Source organism: Kingella kingae (genome assembly GCF_900475905.1).
Classification (GTDB): Bacteria; Pseudomonadota; Gammaproteobacteria; order Burkholderiales; family Neisseriaceae; genus Kingella; species Kingella kingae.
Genome location: NZ_LS483426.1, coordinates 1,269,709 through 1,286,135 on the forward strand (window position 1 = coordinate 1,269,709; position 16,427 = coordinate 1,286,135).

Genomic DNA, 16,427 nt, shown 5'->3' on the forward strand with positions numbered 1-16,427 from the left:
TTGAAGATAATTCACTAGAAAGCAGCCTGCACTTTGTAAATCGCGTATAATCGCGCCGTTTTTTAACCAAACTTCACTTTTCTTATCATGACGACACAAAATTCATTCTTGGAACGCTGGTTCAAACTCAAAGAAAACGGCACAACGGTTCGCACCGAAATTTTGGCTGGTTTCACCACTTTTTTAACGATGTGTTACATCATCATCGTCAATCCTGCCATTTTGTCTATCACAGGCATGGACTTTGGTGCGGTGTTTGTGGCGACTTGTATTTCTGCTGCGATTGGCTGTTTCATCATGGGTGCGTTTGCCAATTATCCGATTGCGCTCGCCCCAGGTATGGGCTTGAACGCTTATTTTACGTTTAGCGTGGTGCAGGGTATGGGTGTGAACTGGCAAATCGCGCTGGCTGCGGTGTTTATGTCGGGCATAATCTTTTTTGTGTTCAGCTTTTTCAAAATACGCGAAATGCTGGTCAATGCCTTGCCCATGAGCCTGAAAATGGCGATTGCGGCAGGCATTGGCTTATTTTTGGCGTTGATTGCGCTCAAAGGCTCGGGCATTGTCGTGGGCAGCGAAGCCACTTTGCTCAAAATGAACAATTTGTATGAAATCAAAGACGGAGTTAAAACGCCGAATTTGCCTGTGTTATTGGCATTGGGCGGCTTCTTTTTGACCATTGCGCTGGATTATTTCCGCGTGCGTGGCGCAATCATCATCAGCATTTTTACGATTACAGGTTTAGCAGTCGTGTTTGGTTTAACCAAAATTGAAGGTATTGTGTCTGCCGTGCCATCGCTCGCGCCCACGTTCATGCAAATGGATTTCAACGGATTGTTCAATGGTGGCATGATTGCCGTAATTTTCGTATTTTTCTTGGTGGACTTGTTTGACAGCACAGGCACATTGGTCGGCGTATCGCACCGCGCAGGTTTGTTGGACAGCAACGGACATTTACCGCGACTCAAACGCGCCTTGTTTGCCGACAGCAGCGCGATTGTGGCAGGTTCAATGCTCGGTACATCATCAACTACGCCCTATATTGAAAGCGCGTCAGGCGTGGCAGCAGGCGGCAGAACAGGTTTAACCGCCGTTACGGTGGGCGTGTTGTTGCTGGCGTGTTTGTGGTTTTCGCCACTTGCCAAAGCCGTGCCAGCCTTCGCGACTGCGCCTGCTTTGTTGTACATTGGCGTACAAATGATGCGCTCTGCCACTGAAATTGATTGGGGCGACATCACCGAAGCCGCGCCTGCCTTTATGACGATTGCGTTTATGCCGTTTACCTATTCCATTGCAGACGGCATCGCGCTGGGTTTTATCAGCTACGCAATCATTAAATTGTGCTGCAAACGTGCCCAAGAAGTGCCAATTATGGTGTGGATTGTGGCGGTTTGTTGGTTGGGTAAATTTTGGTTTTTGGGGTCGTAAAGTATAAAAAGCAGCCTGCACTTTAAATCAATCCAATAAAGTGCAGGCTGCTTTTTTCAGTTTAACGTAGGTTAGGTGCGACCCACGCACTGTTTATTTAATGATGATGGTGATGATGCTTGTGTGCATCGTCCGATACACGCTCATCGCCCACGGGAACAGTCAAAGTTGCGTACAAAATAGAATGCTGACACACTTTTTGGTCGGCATAAGGCGTTTTGTGTACCACTTTCACTTTCCATTGTCCCTCAATTAACGGCAAGAAATTCGCTCTGCCGTTTTTATCGGTTACGACCGAGAAACCATTGATTTCACGATGCGCGTTCATCGCTTCCAAATCTTTGCGGATAACCGTGTCTGCCGTAGCCGTAATGGTTGCACCAGCAAGCGGTTTGCCATTGTGCAACACTTGCAATGGTAGCAGATGCCCTGCTTCTACTGTATTCGGATTAGCTAACGGCACAATTTCCAATGCCTGCCCCACAGGACGGCTAATTGTTGCTAAATCCAATTCGCCCTTGCCAACGTGCAATACGCTCTTGCCAAACATTTGCGTTTCTTCACAATGTTGTGCATCTGGTACGGCAGTCAAATTATTTTGCGACCACTTGCCTTGTGCATCTTTTACCCAAAATGTCGGTTTATAAGTCGCCACCACACGATAAGTGCTAGCAGTCAAAGGCTTTTTGCTGGCGTATTCATAATTTTCGCCACGCACCACCAAAGGCGTTACTTGACCGTTTGCCGATACCACTTCCATCGGTTTGAAAATATGCAAGCGGTTTGCAGCGATTTTTTCGGGGAATGGATAATTGTGGCTATATCCCAAATCGGCTTGCAATGTTTGGTTTGCGTCCAAATGTGTGGGGCTGATAACCCAAACATCGTGCGCGTTCGCCATTGCTGACAAAATCGCCAAAGTGCAGGCTGCATAAATATGTTGTTTCATACTATTACTCTTATTGTTGCAGATTAAATGTGCATTATATTTACTATATATGCGCTATATCTTGACGTATGTCAAAATTTGTTATGTGAGATTGGTATGACCCAATAAGCCATTTAGCCGTTTAAATACGCAAGTTTATGTTGGGGCGCGACTTAATCTATGTTATAGTGAATTAAATTTAGATTAGTACAGCGTTGCCAACTCCCTTATGTACTAGCTGTACATGGCGGTCATTGTCGCCTTGTCCTAATCTAAATTTAATCCACTATAAAAGCAGCCTGCGCTTTGGGTAAACAAAAAGTGCAGGCTGCTTTTTTCGGTTTAACGTAGGTCGCGAGTCTTACCCCGACATCAGAATATTCGCACAAGTCGAGGTCAAGACCGACGACCTACGCAAAAGCCATTTACCCCATTTTCACTGCTTCGCCAAACACCTGCGCCCACAGCGTTTTAACGTGTTCATAATGCACCAACAATTCGCTATCCACCGCTGCACGTTGCCAGTCGCGCAGGTTTTTATTGTGCTGTTGCTGGCGATAATGGCGATAGGCGGCGCGGCATTGTTCCGCTAAATTTGCGTCAATCAAACCGCGTTGGGCTGCCATGTTCAGCAGCGCGATGTTGCCATAGTTTTCCAGCAATTCGGGGGCGGCGTTGCTTTGCGATAACACCAAATATTGCACGATAAATTCCACGTCCACTACGCCACCACGCGCATACTTCACGTTGTCATCAACAGGCGGATGGGTGGCGAACATTTTTTCGCGCATTTCTATGATGTCGCGTTTTAGCTGCACCGTGTCGCGTGGCTGGGTCAAAATGGCGCGGCGAATTTGCTCAAACTTGCGCCCGACTTCGGTATCGCCACAAATAAATCGTCCGCGTGTGAGCGATTGATGTTCCCACGTCCACGCTTGTTCGTGCTGATATTTGTCAAACGCTGCCAAACTGTGCGCCAAAAAGCCTGCATCGCCATTGGGTCGCAAGCGCAAGTCTATGTCATACAATGTGCCTGCGCCTGTGCTGCCCGATAGCCAAGTGCTTAATCGGCGCGATAATTTGGTGTACAACTCAATCGCGTTGGCGTCATCGTCTTCATACAAATACACCAAATCCAAGTCGCTGGCATAGCCTAGCTCTTTGCCGCCCAATTTGCCGTAGCCAATAATGGCGAATTTGGGTGATTCGCAATGCGTTTTGGGCATATCTTGCCAAACGTGTTGCAGCGTTTGCGCCAATACCAAATCCGCCAAATGCGACAATTCATCGCTCAATGCCTCCACCGTCCACAAGCCAGCCAAATCTTGCACCGTTAAACGGAATGTTTGCGCGTGTTGAAAATGGCGCAACACGTCCATTTTGGCTTCGGTGTCATCGCAAGCGTGCAGGCTGCTTGCCAATTCATCGCGCAGGGCTTGCCAATCTAGCCGCTCCATGAGTTGTGCCGATAGCAATTCGTCCAACAAAATCGGGTGTCGCTGCAAATATGCCGCAAGCCACGCGCTTTGCGACATCAAGTCGGCAAGTTGCGCCAATGCCTGCGGATATTGTTGCAAAAACGCCAAATAGGCAGAACGTCTGCTAATCGTTTCCAAAAAATCCAGTAAACGAAACAATGTGTTATCGCTATTTTGCACACGCGCAGCCGCTTCTAGTAGACGCGGTACAATCGCGTCAAAACGCAAAGCAGCCTGCACCGAAAGTTGGCGATATTTGGTGCTTTGACGCAGTTGTGCCAAACGCTGCACCACGCGCTCGGCATCGGCATAACCCAAACGCGCTAATTGGGTGTAGGCTGCTTTTTCACCGTCCGAATCGTTCCATTTCCAGCAATCGTGCAAATCGTGTTGCGCGACTTCAGCTTCATCGGGTGCGTCCAACACATTGCTAAATTGTTGATTGACCAAAGCGCGATGTTCGTTCAAGCAGCCTGCAAATTCCGCCCAAGTGGCAAAACCCATGCTTTGCGCCAGCAAATGTTGTTGCGATTCCGATTCGGGCAAAGTTTGCGTTTGCTGGTCGTCCCAATATTGCAAGCGGTGTTCTACATCGCGCAAAAAGCGGTAGGCAAGCAATAATTTTTGGGCGACTTCGTTGTCCAAAATGCCCAATTCTGCCAGTTTGAGCAGTGTTTCCTGCGTGCCTTTGAGCTGCAAAGCGCGATTTTGTCCGCCACGAATCATCTGAAAAATCTGCGCGATAAATTCCACTTCGCGAATGCCGCCTGCACCCAGCTTCACATTATCGGTCATGCCCCGTTTTTGCACTTCTTGGCGGATTTGGCGATGCAGGTCGCGCATTGCGTCATAAGCGTTGTAATCCAAATACTTACGGAACACAAACGGGCGAATCATGCTGTTGATGTCGTTGGCAAACGGCGTAACCACGCGCCCTTTGCACCACGCATAACGCTCCCATTCGCGCCCTTGCGTAACCAAATATTGCTCCAACGCCGCTTCGCTGCATACCAGCGCGCCACTGTCGCCATCGGGTCGCAAACGCATATCTACGCGGAAAACTTGACCGTCTGCCGTGATTTCGTCTAGCAGCGCAATCAATTTTTGCCCAACTTTGGTAAAAAATTCCTGATTGGTGCGCTCGCGTTTGCCGTTGGTGTCGCCGTTTTCGGGGTAGATAAAAATCAAATCAATGTCGGACGATACATTCAGCTCAAAGCCACCCGCCTTGCCCATTGCCACCACGCTCAACTGTTGCGGCTCTTGTGTGTAATGCCCAATGGGCGTGCCATACATATCGACATAATAGGCATAGGCAAACGATAGCGCGGTGTTGATAGCAAAATCCGCCAGCTCGGTAATCGTGCGCGTTACTTCTGCCAAATCGGATTGGCGACACAAATCGCGCGTCATGATGTGCGCCATCACATTGCGGCGCAGCAAGCGCAGTTGCTTGGCGAGTTCTTCTTCGTTTTCGCTGGATTGAATGTGCTGCCAGTCGGCAAAATCGGCAAAATCGGTTGGCATAATCGGGCGCGATAGCCAATTAGACAAAATGTCCAAATTTAAGCGTTGATTGTCTAGCTGGAGTGTGAGCCATTGAGAGTAGGGCGTGGCGGTGTAGAGAGTGGAAAGGGGCATGGTGTGGGTCTCGTATGGTGGAAAGGGTGCATCTTATCATTAAAATATTGAAAAGCAGCCTGCACTTTACATCAACAAAAAAGTGCAGGCTGCTTTGCTTAATCAAAACCGCTTTTCCACGCTCAAATACACACGTTGGCTTTTGCGTGAATAAAACGCAGGCATATTGCTAACGATTTGATAACGCGAAAAATTCAACTTCGGCATCAAGCCCCAATAATGCCATTTTGGATTCCAAATCGCCACATCGGTTTGAATGATTTTGTCATCTCGGCGAAACGGATAGGGCGTAACCCGCAATTCGGGTGCTTGGTTGTAGCGTTCCTTGCCGTACGACAGCGAAGCCGATGCGCCAAAATAATTAAACTGTTTGCTCACGCCACCAAACACCTGCCAGCTTTTAGACGACAGCGACTCTTTTCGCGCCTGATTCTTGCCCACCGTCACGCCAAAATGCACGCCAAACGTAGGACGCGAATACACCAGCACAGGCGTAAGCGACACATAACGGCTGTCAAAATCACGCAAATCCGCATCGTGATAGCGCGTTTTGCGCCCCGACACGCTCAACTGCACACGCCACGCAGGCAAAAATTGATACGCCGCACTTTGGCTCGCGCCCCAACTTTGCGTATAACGTGCGCCGCCCAACCACGATTGCAGCGCAAAAGGCGTGGTGCGGAACGTCCAGTTTTTGTTTTGGTAGATATAACTGCCTGATATGTAAACATTATGCTGACTGTATTCGTGGTTGTCCCAATAATGTCGCCCGTTTACGCTACCCGAAAACGACAGCGCATGGTTGCCAGCAAGCGGTACAAAACGCGACACCGACACGCCATAGCGCAAACCTTCGGCAGATTTGGGTAACGACTGCTCACTTTTTTGCAGCCGCGCACCATTGATGACGATTTCACGTTCTGCCGATGCGTTGTTTACATTATTGTTGCGGTCATATTCCAACTGTCCGTCAAACTGCCATTGCTGCATATGTGCCAACGATTTTAAGTGCGCGTTGGCAATGGCGCGAAGTGCAGGCTGCTCTGTTTGCTGCGCCAAGTGTTCAAACTGCTGCTCGGCATCGGCAAAGCGTTTGTCTTCCAGTTGCATGGTTGCCAAGTTCATTCGCATATAAGGCAAATCGGGGTGTTGCTCAACCAAATTTTGTTGTAAATCAATAGCTTGACTGAGCTTGCCGTGTAGATAAAGCAAGGCACTTTGCGCGTAGTCTTGCAAGATTAGGTCGCGCTCTGGATGTTTTTGATACAGCGACAACAAATCTTGCAAAAACGCCGCGTCTTTGGTTTTGATGGCTTGACCAATCAGCTCTTCCAACAAAGGACGATTGCGGAGTAAATCTTGTTCGTTGAGCGTGATGTTTTTGACAGGTGCAGAAGTCGGCAAAGCAGCCTGCGCGTCGGGCGATTCGGTTGGCGAAATGAGAGTTGAGCGCGTGATGGGTGCGCTTGTTTCTATGGGGACTGGCGGTGCATCAAATGTGTTGGCAAGCAAATAAGTGGGCGCGAGTAATGTCAAAATAGCCAAGTGGCGCATAAAAAATCCTTGTGGAAATGTAAAACTGCCTGTTTATTGTACGACAAACAGGCAGTTATTGAGACTGAATCACATTGCATTAAGGCTGCTTCGCACCTGCAAAACCGATTTTTTCATTTTCGTAAATTGGGTTGTCGTATTCATCTTCTGAATTCAAAACTTGATATTGACGATTGGTCGTTACTGTACCTGCAATTTCTGTTGCATTAGGACCTTTGCAACATTGAATATTGATTTTTGAAAATAAAAAGCAGCCTGCATTTTTGTGTACGCAAAGTGCAGGCTGCTTTTCAAACCCGATTACGGATTAGGCGCAGATTGTTTTTTGCCAATAAACATCACATTATCTAGATCATGTTTGCTCTTAATCCTGCCTGCGATTTCGCTGGCATCTGTGCCATAAATACCCAATTCGTAGGGCCCTATTTCGTCGCCTGTTTTCTTGCGTACAGCCAGTCCTGCAATACCAAAACTAGGTAATATTCCTGAATTGCCTGTTTTTAAATCAGGATGCTGATGCCCATTAGTAGTATGAATATCGCTCCATCTCAGCTCAATATCGCCCACTTGGTTTAGCCCTGTGATGTCGCCTTCGCCCCTGCCGTTGTTGTTGGCGGTATAGGTAATATTATAATTCAATTTGCCTGTTTCGCCTTTGTTGTAGGCAACACCTGAATAGTGGAACGTGTTGTTTTCAGGCAAAACCTTGGGCGAAATTCCACCATATACAATGCGGTATTTGTCGTTATTGTTTTCCGTTGGGCTTTGAATTTTGGCATGGTTATCGTAGATGCCTGCCACAAACGAAAACGGCTGGTTATACACTTTATAAGTGCTATCGGTTTGGACAGTAGAGCCATCTGCATATTTAAATGTGCTGCTTAAATTGCCTTCGCTCATACCCTGTTTAAAATCGTTGATGTTTAACGGAACATAATACGTTTTGCTGGCATCGTCAGCTTTGCCTTTGTAAACATGATTGCCGATTTTAACTTCGGCGGTTTGAATGGTGTTAGCTACATTGTTTCGTACTACACCAAAACCAGATTTTTCTGCAATGGCTTTTTTGTCAGTCAATTGCTGCTTGGTTAATGGTGGCTGCACTGGGTTATTAGGCTGCACTGGTTTATTAGGCTGCACTGGTTTATTAGGCTGCACTGGTTTATTAGGCTGCACTGGTTTATTAGGCTGCACTGGTTTATTAGGCTGCACTGGTTTATTAGGTTGTGCTGGTTTAGTTGGAACAGTATTGGTGCCATTTGTATTTACATTTGAACCGCCTCCACCGCCACCGCAAGCCGATAAAACCGAAGCACATAAAGTTGCTAAAATCAAGGGTTTAAAAGTAATAGGTTGTTTCATAGTTTATCCTAAATTTAATTAATAATGAACACAATGAATTGTTAGATTCATCGACTGATTTTTGTGAAAGGAGACAAATTATACGACTATATGCAATTTTTTTGAACCCTTTTTACAGTAATGACTCAAAAAAGCAGAGAAAGAAATGGCTAGAATGCGTTTTTTACTATTGATAATCCCCTTGAATTTTCTTAAAAATTCAAGGGGATTGGAAATGTTTTACAGAATTTCAAACTATTTAAATCAATGACGGAAATGGCGCACCCCCGTTACCACCATCGCAATACCATGTTCATCAGCCGCCGCGAACACTTCTTCATCGCGCATAGAACCTGCTGGGTGAATAATCGCCTTAATCCCCTGTTCCGCAATCACATCAACGCCATCGCGGAATGGGAAAAATGCGTCCGAAGCCGCACACGCACCATTCAAATCAAAACCGCCGTCTTGTGCCTTACGCGCCGCAATTAGCGTACTGTCCACGCGGCTCATTTGCCCTGCGCCAATGCCAAACGTCTGACCGTCTTTGCCGAACACAATCGCATTAGATTTCACAAATTTCGCTACATTCCACACAAACAGTAAATCATTCCATTCTTGTTCCGTTGGTTGGCGTTTGGAAACGACTTTCAAATCCGCACGATTTAATTGATGAATATCAGGCGTTTGTACCAACAAGCCGCCGCCCACACGTTTCAATTCAAAACGATTTGCGCCCGCCACCAAAGGCACAGTCAAAACGCGCACATTTTTCTTCGCCGCCAAAATTTCCAACGCTTCTGCCGTAAACGCAGGCGACATAATCACTTCCATAAATTGATTGTCCGTGATTTGTTTTGCCGTTGCGCCATCTACTTCGCGGTTGAACGCGATAATGCCGCCAAACGCGCTGGTCGTATCAGTCGCGTACGCCAAACGGTAAGCGTCCAACGTATTCGTCGCCACCGCCACACCGCATGGATTGGCGTGTTTCACAATCACACAAGCAGGTTGTTCAAGCGATTTCACCGCTTCCCAAGCCGCGTCCGAATCCGCAATATTGTTATAAGACAATTCCTTACCTTGTAATTGCGTGTACGCGCTCAGGCTGCCTGAAGCTGGGTAAATATCACGATAAAACGCCGCTTGTTGATGCGGATTTTCTCCGTAACGTATTTCCTGAACCTTAATCCAACTTTGGTTAAATTGTTGTGGAAACGCAGAAATTTGCGGCTCGCCCGACAATTTTTCATCAGACACGCTGGTCAAATAATTGGAAATCATGCCGTCATATTGCGCCGTGTGGTTGAATGCTTTGCGCGACAAATTAAAGCGCGTTTTGTCGCACAGGCTGCCTGAATTTTGTTGCAATTCATTGATAATATTTTCAAAATCCGAATTATCGGTAACAATCGCCACGTGTTTCCAGTTTTTCGCGGCAGAACGCACCATAGTCGGGCCGCCAATATCAATATTTTCAATTGCGTCTTCCAACGTGCAACTTGGTTTCGCAATCGTGACGGCGAATGGATACAAATTCACGCACACCAAATCAATGTTGCCGATGTCATGTTCTGCCATTTTCGCAACGTGTTCGTCCAAATCGCGGCGACCCAAAATGCCGCCGTGAATTTTCGGGTGCAGCGTTTTTACGCGCCCGTCCAACATTTCAGGAAAACCCGTGTAATCAGCCACTTCAATCACGGGGATTTCTGCGTCCGCCAGTAATTTCGCCGTGCCGCCTGTGGATAAAATTTCCACGCCCAATTCGTGCAAAGCGCGTGCAAATTCTACTGCACCTGTTTTGTCGGATAAGCTGATTAAGGCGCGTTTGATTTGTGCCATGTTTTTGATTCCTTGTTGTAAATAAAAGGGTTAGGGGAAAAGGATATGGTTATTTCTTTAAGGATTGAATGTGTTGCTGGGTTTTCTCTTCTGTGCCAATAAATTCTGGGTTAGACAACAGTTGCACAGCAGCCTGCATTTGTTCTCCATTTAACATTTTAGTATTATATTGTTGAATATAAGGAATAAAATCATTCAATAAACAAACATTGCTAGGCAATTGGGTACGAATTTGACAATTTCTATGTGCAAATACTACAACAGAATGAAAAGCTGTTTCGGGCAAGGTAAGTAAATTTTGCAAGGCTTTAATATGCCCATAATTTTGGTGCAATGGATTGGGGAAAGGATATTTTTGTTGTTTGTGTCTAGATAAAGTATGCGTCCATTGTCTATCTTTGGATTGACCAAAAATCCAGCCTGCAAAATATTTTACTTCTACAACAAAAATACCAAACGGCGACACAATAATATGGTCAATCTGTGTTGTTTTTTGCTGATTCGGCAAAATTAAGTTATGAAAATGACGATAGGTTGATGGATTCAAATTTTCTAAAATTTTAATTTTAATGAGTTGTTCGCCAATATTTCCTTTAATTTGAATATGTTTGCCTGTGTTATTTTTACTTGGTTGTGTAGGCTGCTTGGTTAATGAATGATTAGGTTGGGGCGATGGAATATCTCGCGGTTTATCTTTTGGTTTGCTTTGTTGTTTCATACTCCAAGCAGCCATACCAATCATGCCGACTATGAACCAAAATAAAAATTCCATGAGCATCAATCCTTTTAAAAAAATAAAAATCAAAAAGCAGCCTGCACATTTTGAATATTCCAAATAATGTGCAGGCTGCTTTGTCTTTACGACAGTAAGCCGTGTTGTACTAATTTTTTACGCAAGGTGTTGCGGTTTAAGCCCAGCATATCGGCGGCTTTGCATTGATTGCCACCGCATTCTTGCATCACGCGCTGCAACAGCGGTTTTTCTACTTGAAACAGCACCATGTCGTAAATCCCCGATGGTGTTTCGCCGTCAAGGTCGTGGAAATACTGGTTTAAATTCTGCGTGATGCAATCGGAAATATCAGGAACGTGGTGCATAACAAATCGTGAAAAAATGATTAGGCGCGGATTGTAACGGTTTTTACACTTTTTTGCACAAGTTTAAGCGGATTGCATCGTACGTTGGCGGCGCGTTTCTGCCAACACCATGCCAGCCGATACGGAAATATTCATGCTTTCCACTGTACCAAACATGGGGATAGACACCAGCGCATCGCAATGTTCGCGCGTTAAACGGCGCATGCCGTCGCCTTCGTTGCCCATGACCCACGCCACCGATTGCGGAATGTCGTAATGGAACAAATCGGCATCGCCGCCCATGTCTGTGCCGACTACCCAAATGCCGCATTCTTTGAGTTCGCGCAGAGTTCTCGCCAAATTGGTTACGGTAATATACGGCACAGTTTCGGCTGCGCCACACGCGACTTTGCTCACGGTGGCGTTTAAACCTGCGCTTTTGTCTTTGGGCGCAATCACGGCATGCACGCCCATGGCATCGGCAGTACGCAAACACGCGCCCAAATTGTGTGGGTCGGTAATGCCGTCCAGCACCAGCAAAAAGGCAGGTTCGCGCAAGTTGTCCAACACGTCTTCCAAATGAACGTGGTTTTTAGACGCGTCAATAAAGCCAACCACGCCTTGATGTCGTGCGCCTTTTGCCATTGTATTCAAGCGGTCTTGGTCGGCAAAATGCAGTTTGACGTTTTCTGCTGCGGCTTTTTCCAATACTTCGCGTGTGCGTGCGTCGGCTTTGTTTTCCAATACATACAATTCGGTAATGGATTTGGGGTTTTGCCACAAACGGGCGTTGATGGCGTGAAAGCCGTAAATCAATCTTTGGTTGGACATAAATTCTTTCTATTTGTGTAACAAAAGTGCAGGCTGCTTTTTAAATTTTGCTCAATTCATCACGCATTTGTTGAATCACTTGCGCGTAGTCTGCGGCACCAAAAATTGCCGAACCTGCCACAAACGTATCCGCACCAGCTTGGGCGGCTTGGGCGATGTTGTCGGTTTTGATGCCACCATCTACTTCTAGCGCGATGCGTCGTCCTGTTTGCGCCTGATACGCATCGAGCAGCTGGCGCGTTTGGCGCAATTTGTCCAGCGTGTGCGGAATAAACGCTTGTCCGCCAAAACCAGGGTTCACCGACATCAACAAAACCATGTCTAGCTTATCCAAAACGTGTTCCAAAATGTGAATAGGCGTGGCAGGATTGAGCACCAAACCTGCTTGTTTGCCTGCGTTTTTAATCAGTTGCAGGCTGCGGTCAATGTGTTTGCTGGCTTCTGGGTGGAATGTGATGATGTCTGCGCCTGCGTGTAAAAACGCGTTAATCATGTCATCAACAGGTTCTACCATTAAATGTACGTCAATCGGCATGGTGGCGTGTGGACGCAATGCCGCGCAAATCATCGGGCCAAAGGTTAGGTTGGGGACATAATGGTTGTCCATCACATCAAAATGGATTAAGTCTGCGCCTGCGGCAATAACATTGCGGACTTCTTCGCCCAAACGAGCGAAATCGGCAGAAAGAATGCTGGGAGCGATACGATATTGCATAGTAGCCTTTGATATTTGAAAATAATTCGCATTAAAATGCGGCAACAAAACTATTCAACCAAGGAATCACACACTATGATTTTGTCCACTTTTCGTTTGTGTACAGTGGCTTGCGCCGCGGGAATGTTGGTTGCTCATGTGCCAGCCGAAGCGTTTTCTATTCGCCCAAATTGCGATTTACGAACTTTAAAATTGAGCGTGCCACAGCGTGTGCAGTTGCAATTATTGCGCCAACATTATAAAGCAGAAAGTGACCGCATTGTGCGCGAAATTCGCAATAATCGTGGCGGAATCGAATTGAGCGGTTTGTTCGAAAAAGGCATGTTTGACCCAACGTACGCGCGTCGTGTGGCGTATGAACGCTATGCTGATGAAATGGCGCAAACGGTGGAAGAACTGCGCTTTTATCACGATATGTATCAAATCCTAACGCCAGAACAGCAAAAAATGTGGCTGAATTTGTGTATTAAGCATTAAATTAACCACAAAAGCAGCCTGCACTTTTCTTAAATTGTGCAGGCTGCTTTTTGTTATAGTGAAATGAAATAAAAATGGGACAAGGCGATAACGCTCGCCGTGTGCAAATAGCACATAAGAGCGTTATCAACGCCGTACCATTGCGATTTCATTTTACTATATAATCCGCGCTTTATTTTTGATTGCTGACCACTATGTCTAAAAAAACCAAAAACGAATTAGAAAACAATAAATTAAACAAACGCCTACGTCATGCAGTGGGCGACGCGATTAACGATTTCAACATGATTGAAAATGGCGACAAAATCATGGTTTGCTTGTCGGGTGGCAAGGATAGCTATGCGCTGTTGGATATTTTGCGCCAACTTCAAGCGTCCGCGCCGATTGAATTTGAACTGATTGCCGTCAATCTTGACCAAAAACAACCGGGGTTTCCCGAACACGTTTTGCCCGAATATTTGACCAGCATTGGCGTGCCGTTCAAAATTGTGGAAGAAGACACTTATTCCACCGTTAAACGTGTGTTAGAAGAAGGCAAAACCACTTGTTCGCTGTGTAGCCGTTTGCGCCGTGGGATTTTGTATCGCACCGCCAAAGAATTGGGTTGCACCAAAATCGCGCTCGGACATCACCGCGATGACATTATTGCTACCCTATTTTTGAATATGTTTTATGGCGGTAAACTCAAAGCCATGCCACCTAAATTGGTGTCGGATAATGGCGAACACATCGTTATTCGTCCGCTCGCGTATGTTAAGGAAAAAGATTTGATTAAGTATGCGGAATTAAAGGAATTTCCGATTATTCCGTGCAATTTGTGTGGTTCGCAACCGAATTTGCAACGTCAAGTCATCGGCGATATGTTGAAAGATTGGGATAGGCGTTTCCCTGGTCGTATTGAGAGTATGTTTTCGGCATTGCAAAATGTTGTGCCATCTCATTTGGCGGATACGGAGCTGTTTGATTTTGCGGGATTGCAACGCGGTCAAAATCTCAAACATGGCGGCGATTTGGCGTTTGATAGCGAAACCGTTTCGTTTACGCCTACGCGCGATGATGACGATGACGCGCCAGCCGAAAAGCAGCCTGCACGCAAAGTCATCAATATTTTGGGTAACAAACCAAAAAGTGGTTGTGGGCAATAATTTTAGCGACTAAAAAATGCAGGCTGCTTTTTCTATCACGCCAAACAAAAAAGGCTAAAACATCATGCAAACTTTGCTTTCTTCTTTGCGACATCGTTTCATTCAAGCGCCAATGGCAGGCGCACAAGACGCGCAACTGGCGATTGCGGTTTGTCAAGCAGGTGGGCTGGGTTCGCTACCAGCCGCCATGTATTCGCCCGAACAGCTAGACGCGCAATTAAGCACGTTTCGGCAAGCGGTGGGCAATGCGCCTGTTAATGTCAATTTTTTTGCACACGAAACACCCAATCCATCTGCCGAACAAGTGGTGCGTTGGCAAAGCGCGTTGCAGCCCTATTGCGCGGAATTAGGCGTGGATTTAAGCCAAGTGGCGTTGCAAGACACGCGCCGTCCGTTTGACGAAACCATGTTGCCTGTGTTGGCAAAACATCGTCCAGCGGTGGTCAGTTTTCATTTTGGTTTACCCAGTTCGCCTTTGTTGGACGCGGTTCGGGTGACTGGCGCAAAAATCTTATCCAGCGCGACTACGGTTCGTGAAGCGCGTTATTTGGCAGCGCAAAGCATAGACGGCATTATCGCGCAAGGCTGGGAAGCAGGCGGACATCGTGGTTGGTTCTTGGATAAGGACGATGTTGCCACGCAAAGCGGCACGTTTGCCTTGTTGCCGAATATCGTTCGCGCCGTAGATTTACCTGTGATTGCGGCAGGTGGTATTGCTGATTGCGCTACGGTGCAGGCTGCTTTTGCTTTGGGCGCAGCAGCAGTGCAAAGTGGCACGGCATTTTTGTTGGCGGACGAAGCCTTAACCGCGCCGATTCATCGCGCCTATTTGCAAAGCGAACAAGCAGCCTGCACCGCAGTCAGCAATATTTTTACAGGCGGTGGTGCACGTGGCATTGTAACCCGATGGATGCGCGAACTGGGCTATATGCACCCCAACGCCTTACCTTTTCCGCTCGCTGGCGTGTATTTTGCGGCATTGCGTCAAGCCGCGCAAAATGCAGGCTGCCACGAATTTAACAGCTTTTGGGCAGGACAAAACGCGCCACTTTGCCAAACAGGCAGCGCAGCGCAAATCATACAAAACCTAATGGGAGAAACAGCATGAAACACATTCAAGCAGTCGCATTTGATTTAGACGGCACTTTGGTGGATTCCGTGCCCGATTTAGCGGCATCGGCAAACGCCATGCGCCAAGCCATGCAGTTGCCCGAATTACCACGCGATGTGGTGCAAAGCTATGTGGGCGATGGCATTAGCGTGTTGGTACATCGTGCGCTGACTGCCAATCATCATGGCAAGGCAGATTTAGCGACTTGGGAGCAGGGCTATTCGCTGTTTGTGCGCCATTACGCGCTCAACATTGCCAACGCCACGCGCCCGTATCCCGAAACCGAAGCCGCTTTGGGTTTGCTGCGTTCGTTGGAATTACCGCTTGCCGTTGTCACCAACAAAAGCGAAATGCTAGCCGTTAAGCTGTTGAAAGATTTGCAGCTTAACGATTATTTTAGCATTGTGGTGGGCGGCGACACCTTGCCCGAACGCAAACCCAGCTCCGAGCCATTGTTGTATGTGGCAGATGTATTGGGCGTTGCACCCGAAAATATGCTTATGGTAGGCGATTCGCACAACGATATGCTGGCGGCAAAAAGTGCAGGCTGCCCGAGCGTAGGCGTAGATTTTGGTTATGGCGATATGGCAGAACTGTCGCGCCATGCCGATACCAAGCCCGATTATGTGGTGCAGTCGTTGGTGCAAATTTACGAGCAAATCAAAGCTGCACGTCAAATCGCGTAAACCTGAAAAAGCAGCCTGCATTTTTTTGGTTGATTAAATGCAGGCTGCTTTTGTCCCTATTCAATTTCTTAAAAATTGGCGTAAGGTGGGATTTATCCCACCAAAACTGTTGAGTAAATTGGTGGAATAAATCCCACCTTACGACTGATGAAACACTTGTTTCGCAGAAA

At 46.9% G+C, this 16,427-nt stretch carries 14 protein-coding genes; 5 read left to right on the top strand and 9 right to left on the bottom strand.

Annotation, left to right across the window (positions count from 1 at the left end):
* Window positions 1–87 precede the first annotated feature (87 nt).
* Complete coding sequence (locus DQN52_RS06785) at window positions 88–1,428, top strand: NCS2 family permease (protein ID WP_003786095.1); 1,341 nt, start codon at window positions 88–90, stop codon at window positions 1,426–1,428.
* Between the two features lie 97 nt (window positions 1,429–1,525).
* Here the strand turns inward: DQN52_RS06785 and DQN52_RS06790 are convergent, their stop codons facing one another.
* The 9 genes from DQN52_RS06790 to rpe form a co-directional block, all read right to left on the bottom strand.
* The gene (locus DQN52_RS06790; protein ID WP_003786096.1) at window positions 1,526–2,377 is read right to left on the bottom strand and encodes a DUF4198 domain-containing protein; all 852 of its coding nucleotides are present in this window, start codon (window positions 2,375–2,377) and stop codon (window positions 1,526–1,528) included.
* Between the two features lie 404 nt (window positions 2,378–2,781).
* Window positions 2,782–5,475 (bottom strand): bifunctional [glutamate--ammonia ligase]-adenylyl-L-tyrosine phosphorylase/[glutamate--ammonia-ligase] adenylyltransferase, encoded by a 2,694-nt coding sequence (gene glnE, locus DQN52_RS06795; protein ID WP_003786098.1) that lies wholly within the window; start codon window positions 5,473–5,475, stop codon window positions 2,782–2,784.
* A gap of 102 nt (window positions 5,476–5,577) precedes the next feature.
* Window positions 5,578–7,029, bottom strand: a complete 1,452-nt coding sequence (locus DQN52_RS06800; protein ID WP_003786100.1) for a surface lipoprotein assembly modifier — start codon at window positions 7,027–7,029, stop codon at window positions 5,578–5,580.
* A gap of 300 nt (window positions 7,030–7,329) precedes the next feature.
* A complete protein-coding gene (locus tag DQN52_RS06805) occupies window positions 7,330–8,391 on the bottom strand; it encodes a factor H binding protein domain-containing protein (RefSeq protein ID WP_003786102.1) in 1,062 nt (353 codons plus the stop codon).
* Window positions 8,392–8,634: 243 nt separating this feature from the next.
* Window positions 8,635–10,215, bottom strand: coding sequence for a bifunctional phosphoribosylaminoimidazolecarboxamide formyltransferase/IMP cyclohydrolase (purH, locus tag DQN52_RS06810; protein WP_003786103.1), 1,581 nt, complete (start codon window positions 10,213–10,215; stop codon window positions 8,635–8,637).
* A 49-nt stretch (window positions 10,216–10,264) separates the two neighbouring features.
* The gene (locus DQN52_RS06815; protein WP_231954119.1) at window positions 10,265–10,933 is read right to left on the bottom strand and encodes a nuclease-related domain-containing protein; all 669 of its coding nucleotides are present in this window, start codon (window positions 10,931–10,933) and stop codon (window positions 10,265–10,267) included.
* Window positions 10,934–11,073: 140 nt separating this feature from the next.
* Complete coding sequence (locus DQN52_RS06820; protein ID WP_003786106.1) at window positions 11,074–11,313, bottom strand: Fis family transcriptional regulator; 240 nt, start codon at window positions 11,311–11,313, stop codon at window positions 11,074–11,076.
* 63 nt (window positions 11,314–11,376) lie between these two features.
* Window positions 11,377–12,123, bottom strand: a complete 747-nt coding sequence (gene rlmB, locus DQN52_RS06825; RefSeq protein WP_003786107.1) for a 23S rRNA (guanosine(2251)-2'-O)-methyltransferase RlmB — start codon at window positions 12,121–12,123, stop codon at window positions 11,377–11,379.
* A gap of 40 nt (window positions 12,124–12,163) precedes the next feature.
* On the bottom strand, window positions 12,164–12,838 hold the full coding sequence (rpe, locus tag DQN52_RS06830; protein ID WP_003786108.1) for a ribulose-phosphate 3-epimerase: 675 nt from the start codon (window positions 12,836–12,838) through the stop codon (window positions 12,164–12,166).
* A 75-nt stretch (window positions 12,839–12,913) separates the two neighbouring features.
* Here rpe and DQN52_RS06835 point away from each other — a divergent pair, with 75 nt between their 5' ends.
* The 4 genes from DQN52_RS06835 to DQN52_RS06855 all read left to right on the top strand — a co-directional run bounded on the left by DQN52_RS06835 (window position 12,914) and on the right by DQN52_RS06855 (window position 16,257).
* On the top strand, window positions 12,914–13,315 hold the full coding sequence (locus DQN52_RS06835) for a Spy/CpxP family protein refolding chaperone (protein ID WP_032827640.1): 402 nt from the start codon (window positions 12,914–12,916) through the stop codon (window positions 13,313–13,315).
* Window positions 13,316–13,509: 194 nt separating this feature from the next.
* Window positions 13,510–14,460, top strand: a complete 951-nt coding sequence (gene ttcA, locus DQN52_RS06845) for a tRNA 2-thiocytidine(32) synthetase TtcA (protein ID WP_003786110.1) — start codon at window positions 13,510–13,512, stop codon at window positions 14,458–14,460.
* Between the two features lie 64 nt (window positions 14,461–14,524).
* Entirely contained in the window at window positions 14,525–15,568 is a 1,044-nt protein-coding gene (locus DQN52_RS06850; protein ID WP_003786111.1) for an NAD(P)H-dependent flavin oxidoreductase, read from the top strand.
* The gene (locus tag DQN52_RS06855) at window positions 15,565–16,257 is read left to right on the top strand and encodes a phosphoglycolate phosphatase (protein WP_003786112.1); all 693 of its coding nucleotides are present in this window, start codon (window positions 15,565–15,567) and stop codon (window positions 16,255–16,257) included. The genes DQN52_RS06850 and DQN52_RS06855 overlap by 4 nt, the downstream gene beginning before the upstream one ends.
* Window positions 16,258–16,427: the final 170 nt, after the last annotated feature.

Coding starts and splice junctions, on each gene's coding strand:
- DQN52_RS06850 (WP_003786111.1), top strand. CDS start 14,525: ATGCAAACTTTGCTTTCTTCTTTGCGACATCGTTTCATTCAAGCGCCA.
- DQN52_RS06805 (WP_003786102.1), bottom strand. CDS start 8,391: ATGAAACAACCTATTACTTTTAAACCCTTGATTTTAGCAACTTTATGT.
- purH (WP_003786103.1), bottom strand. CDS start 10,215: ATGGCACAAATCAAACGCGCCTTAATCAGCTTATCCGACAAAACAGGT.
- ttcA (WP_003786110.1), top strand. CDS start 13,510: ATGTCTAAAAAAACCAAAAACGAATTAGAAAACAATAAATTAAACAAA.
- DQN52_RS06785 (WP_003786095.1), top strand. CDS start 88: ATGACGACACAAAATTCATTCTTGGAACGCTGGTTCAAACTCAAAGAA.
- DQN52_RS06835 (WP_032827640.1), top strand. CDS start 12,914: ATGATTTTGTCCACTTTTCGTTTGTGTACAGTGGCTTGCGCCGCGGGA.
- DQN52_RS06800 (WP_003786100.1), bottom strand. CDS start 7,029: ATGCGCCACTTGGCTATTTTGACATTACTCGCGCCCACTTATTTGCTT.
- DQN52_RS06855 (WP_003786112.1), top strand. CDS start 15,565: ATGAAACACATTCAAGCAGTCGCATTTGATTTAGACGGCACTTTGGTG.
- DQN52_RS06820 (WP_003786106.1), bottom strand. CDS start 11,313: ATGCACCACGTTCCTGATATTTCCGATTGCATCACGCAGAATTTAAAC.
- DQN52_RS06790 (WP_003786096.1), bottom strand. CDS start 2,377: ATGAAACAACATATTTATGCAGCCTGCACTTTGGCGATTTTGTCAGCA.
- DQN52_RS06815 (WP_231954119.1), bottom strand. CDS start 10,933: ATGAAACAACAAAGCAAACCAAAAGATAAACCGCGAGATATTCCATCG.
- rpe (WP_003786108.1), bottom strand. CDS start 12,838: ATGCAATATCGTATCGCTCCCAGCATTCTTTCTGCCGATTTCGCTCGT.
- glnE (WP_003786098.1), bottom strand. CDS start 5,475: ATGCCCCTTTCCACTCTCTACACCGCCACGCCCTACTCTCAATGGCTC.
- rlmB (WP_003786107.1), bottom strand. CDS start 12,123: ATGTCCAACCAAAGATTGATTTACGGCTTTCACGCCATCAACGCCCGT.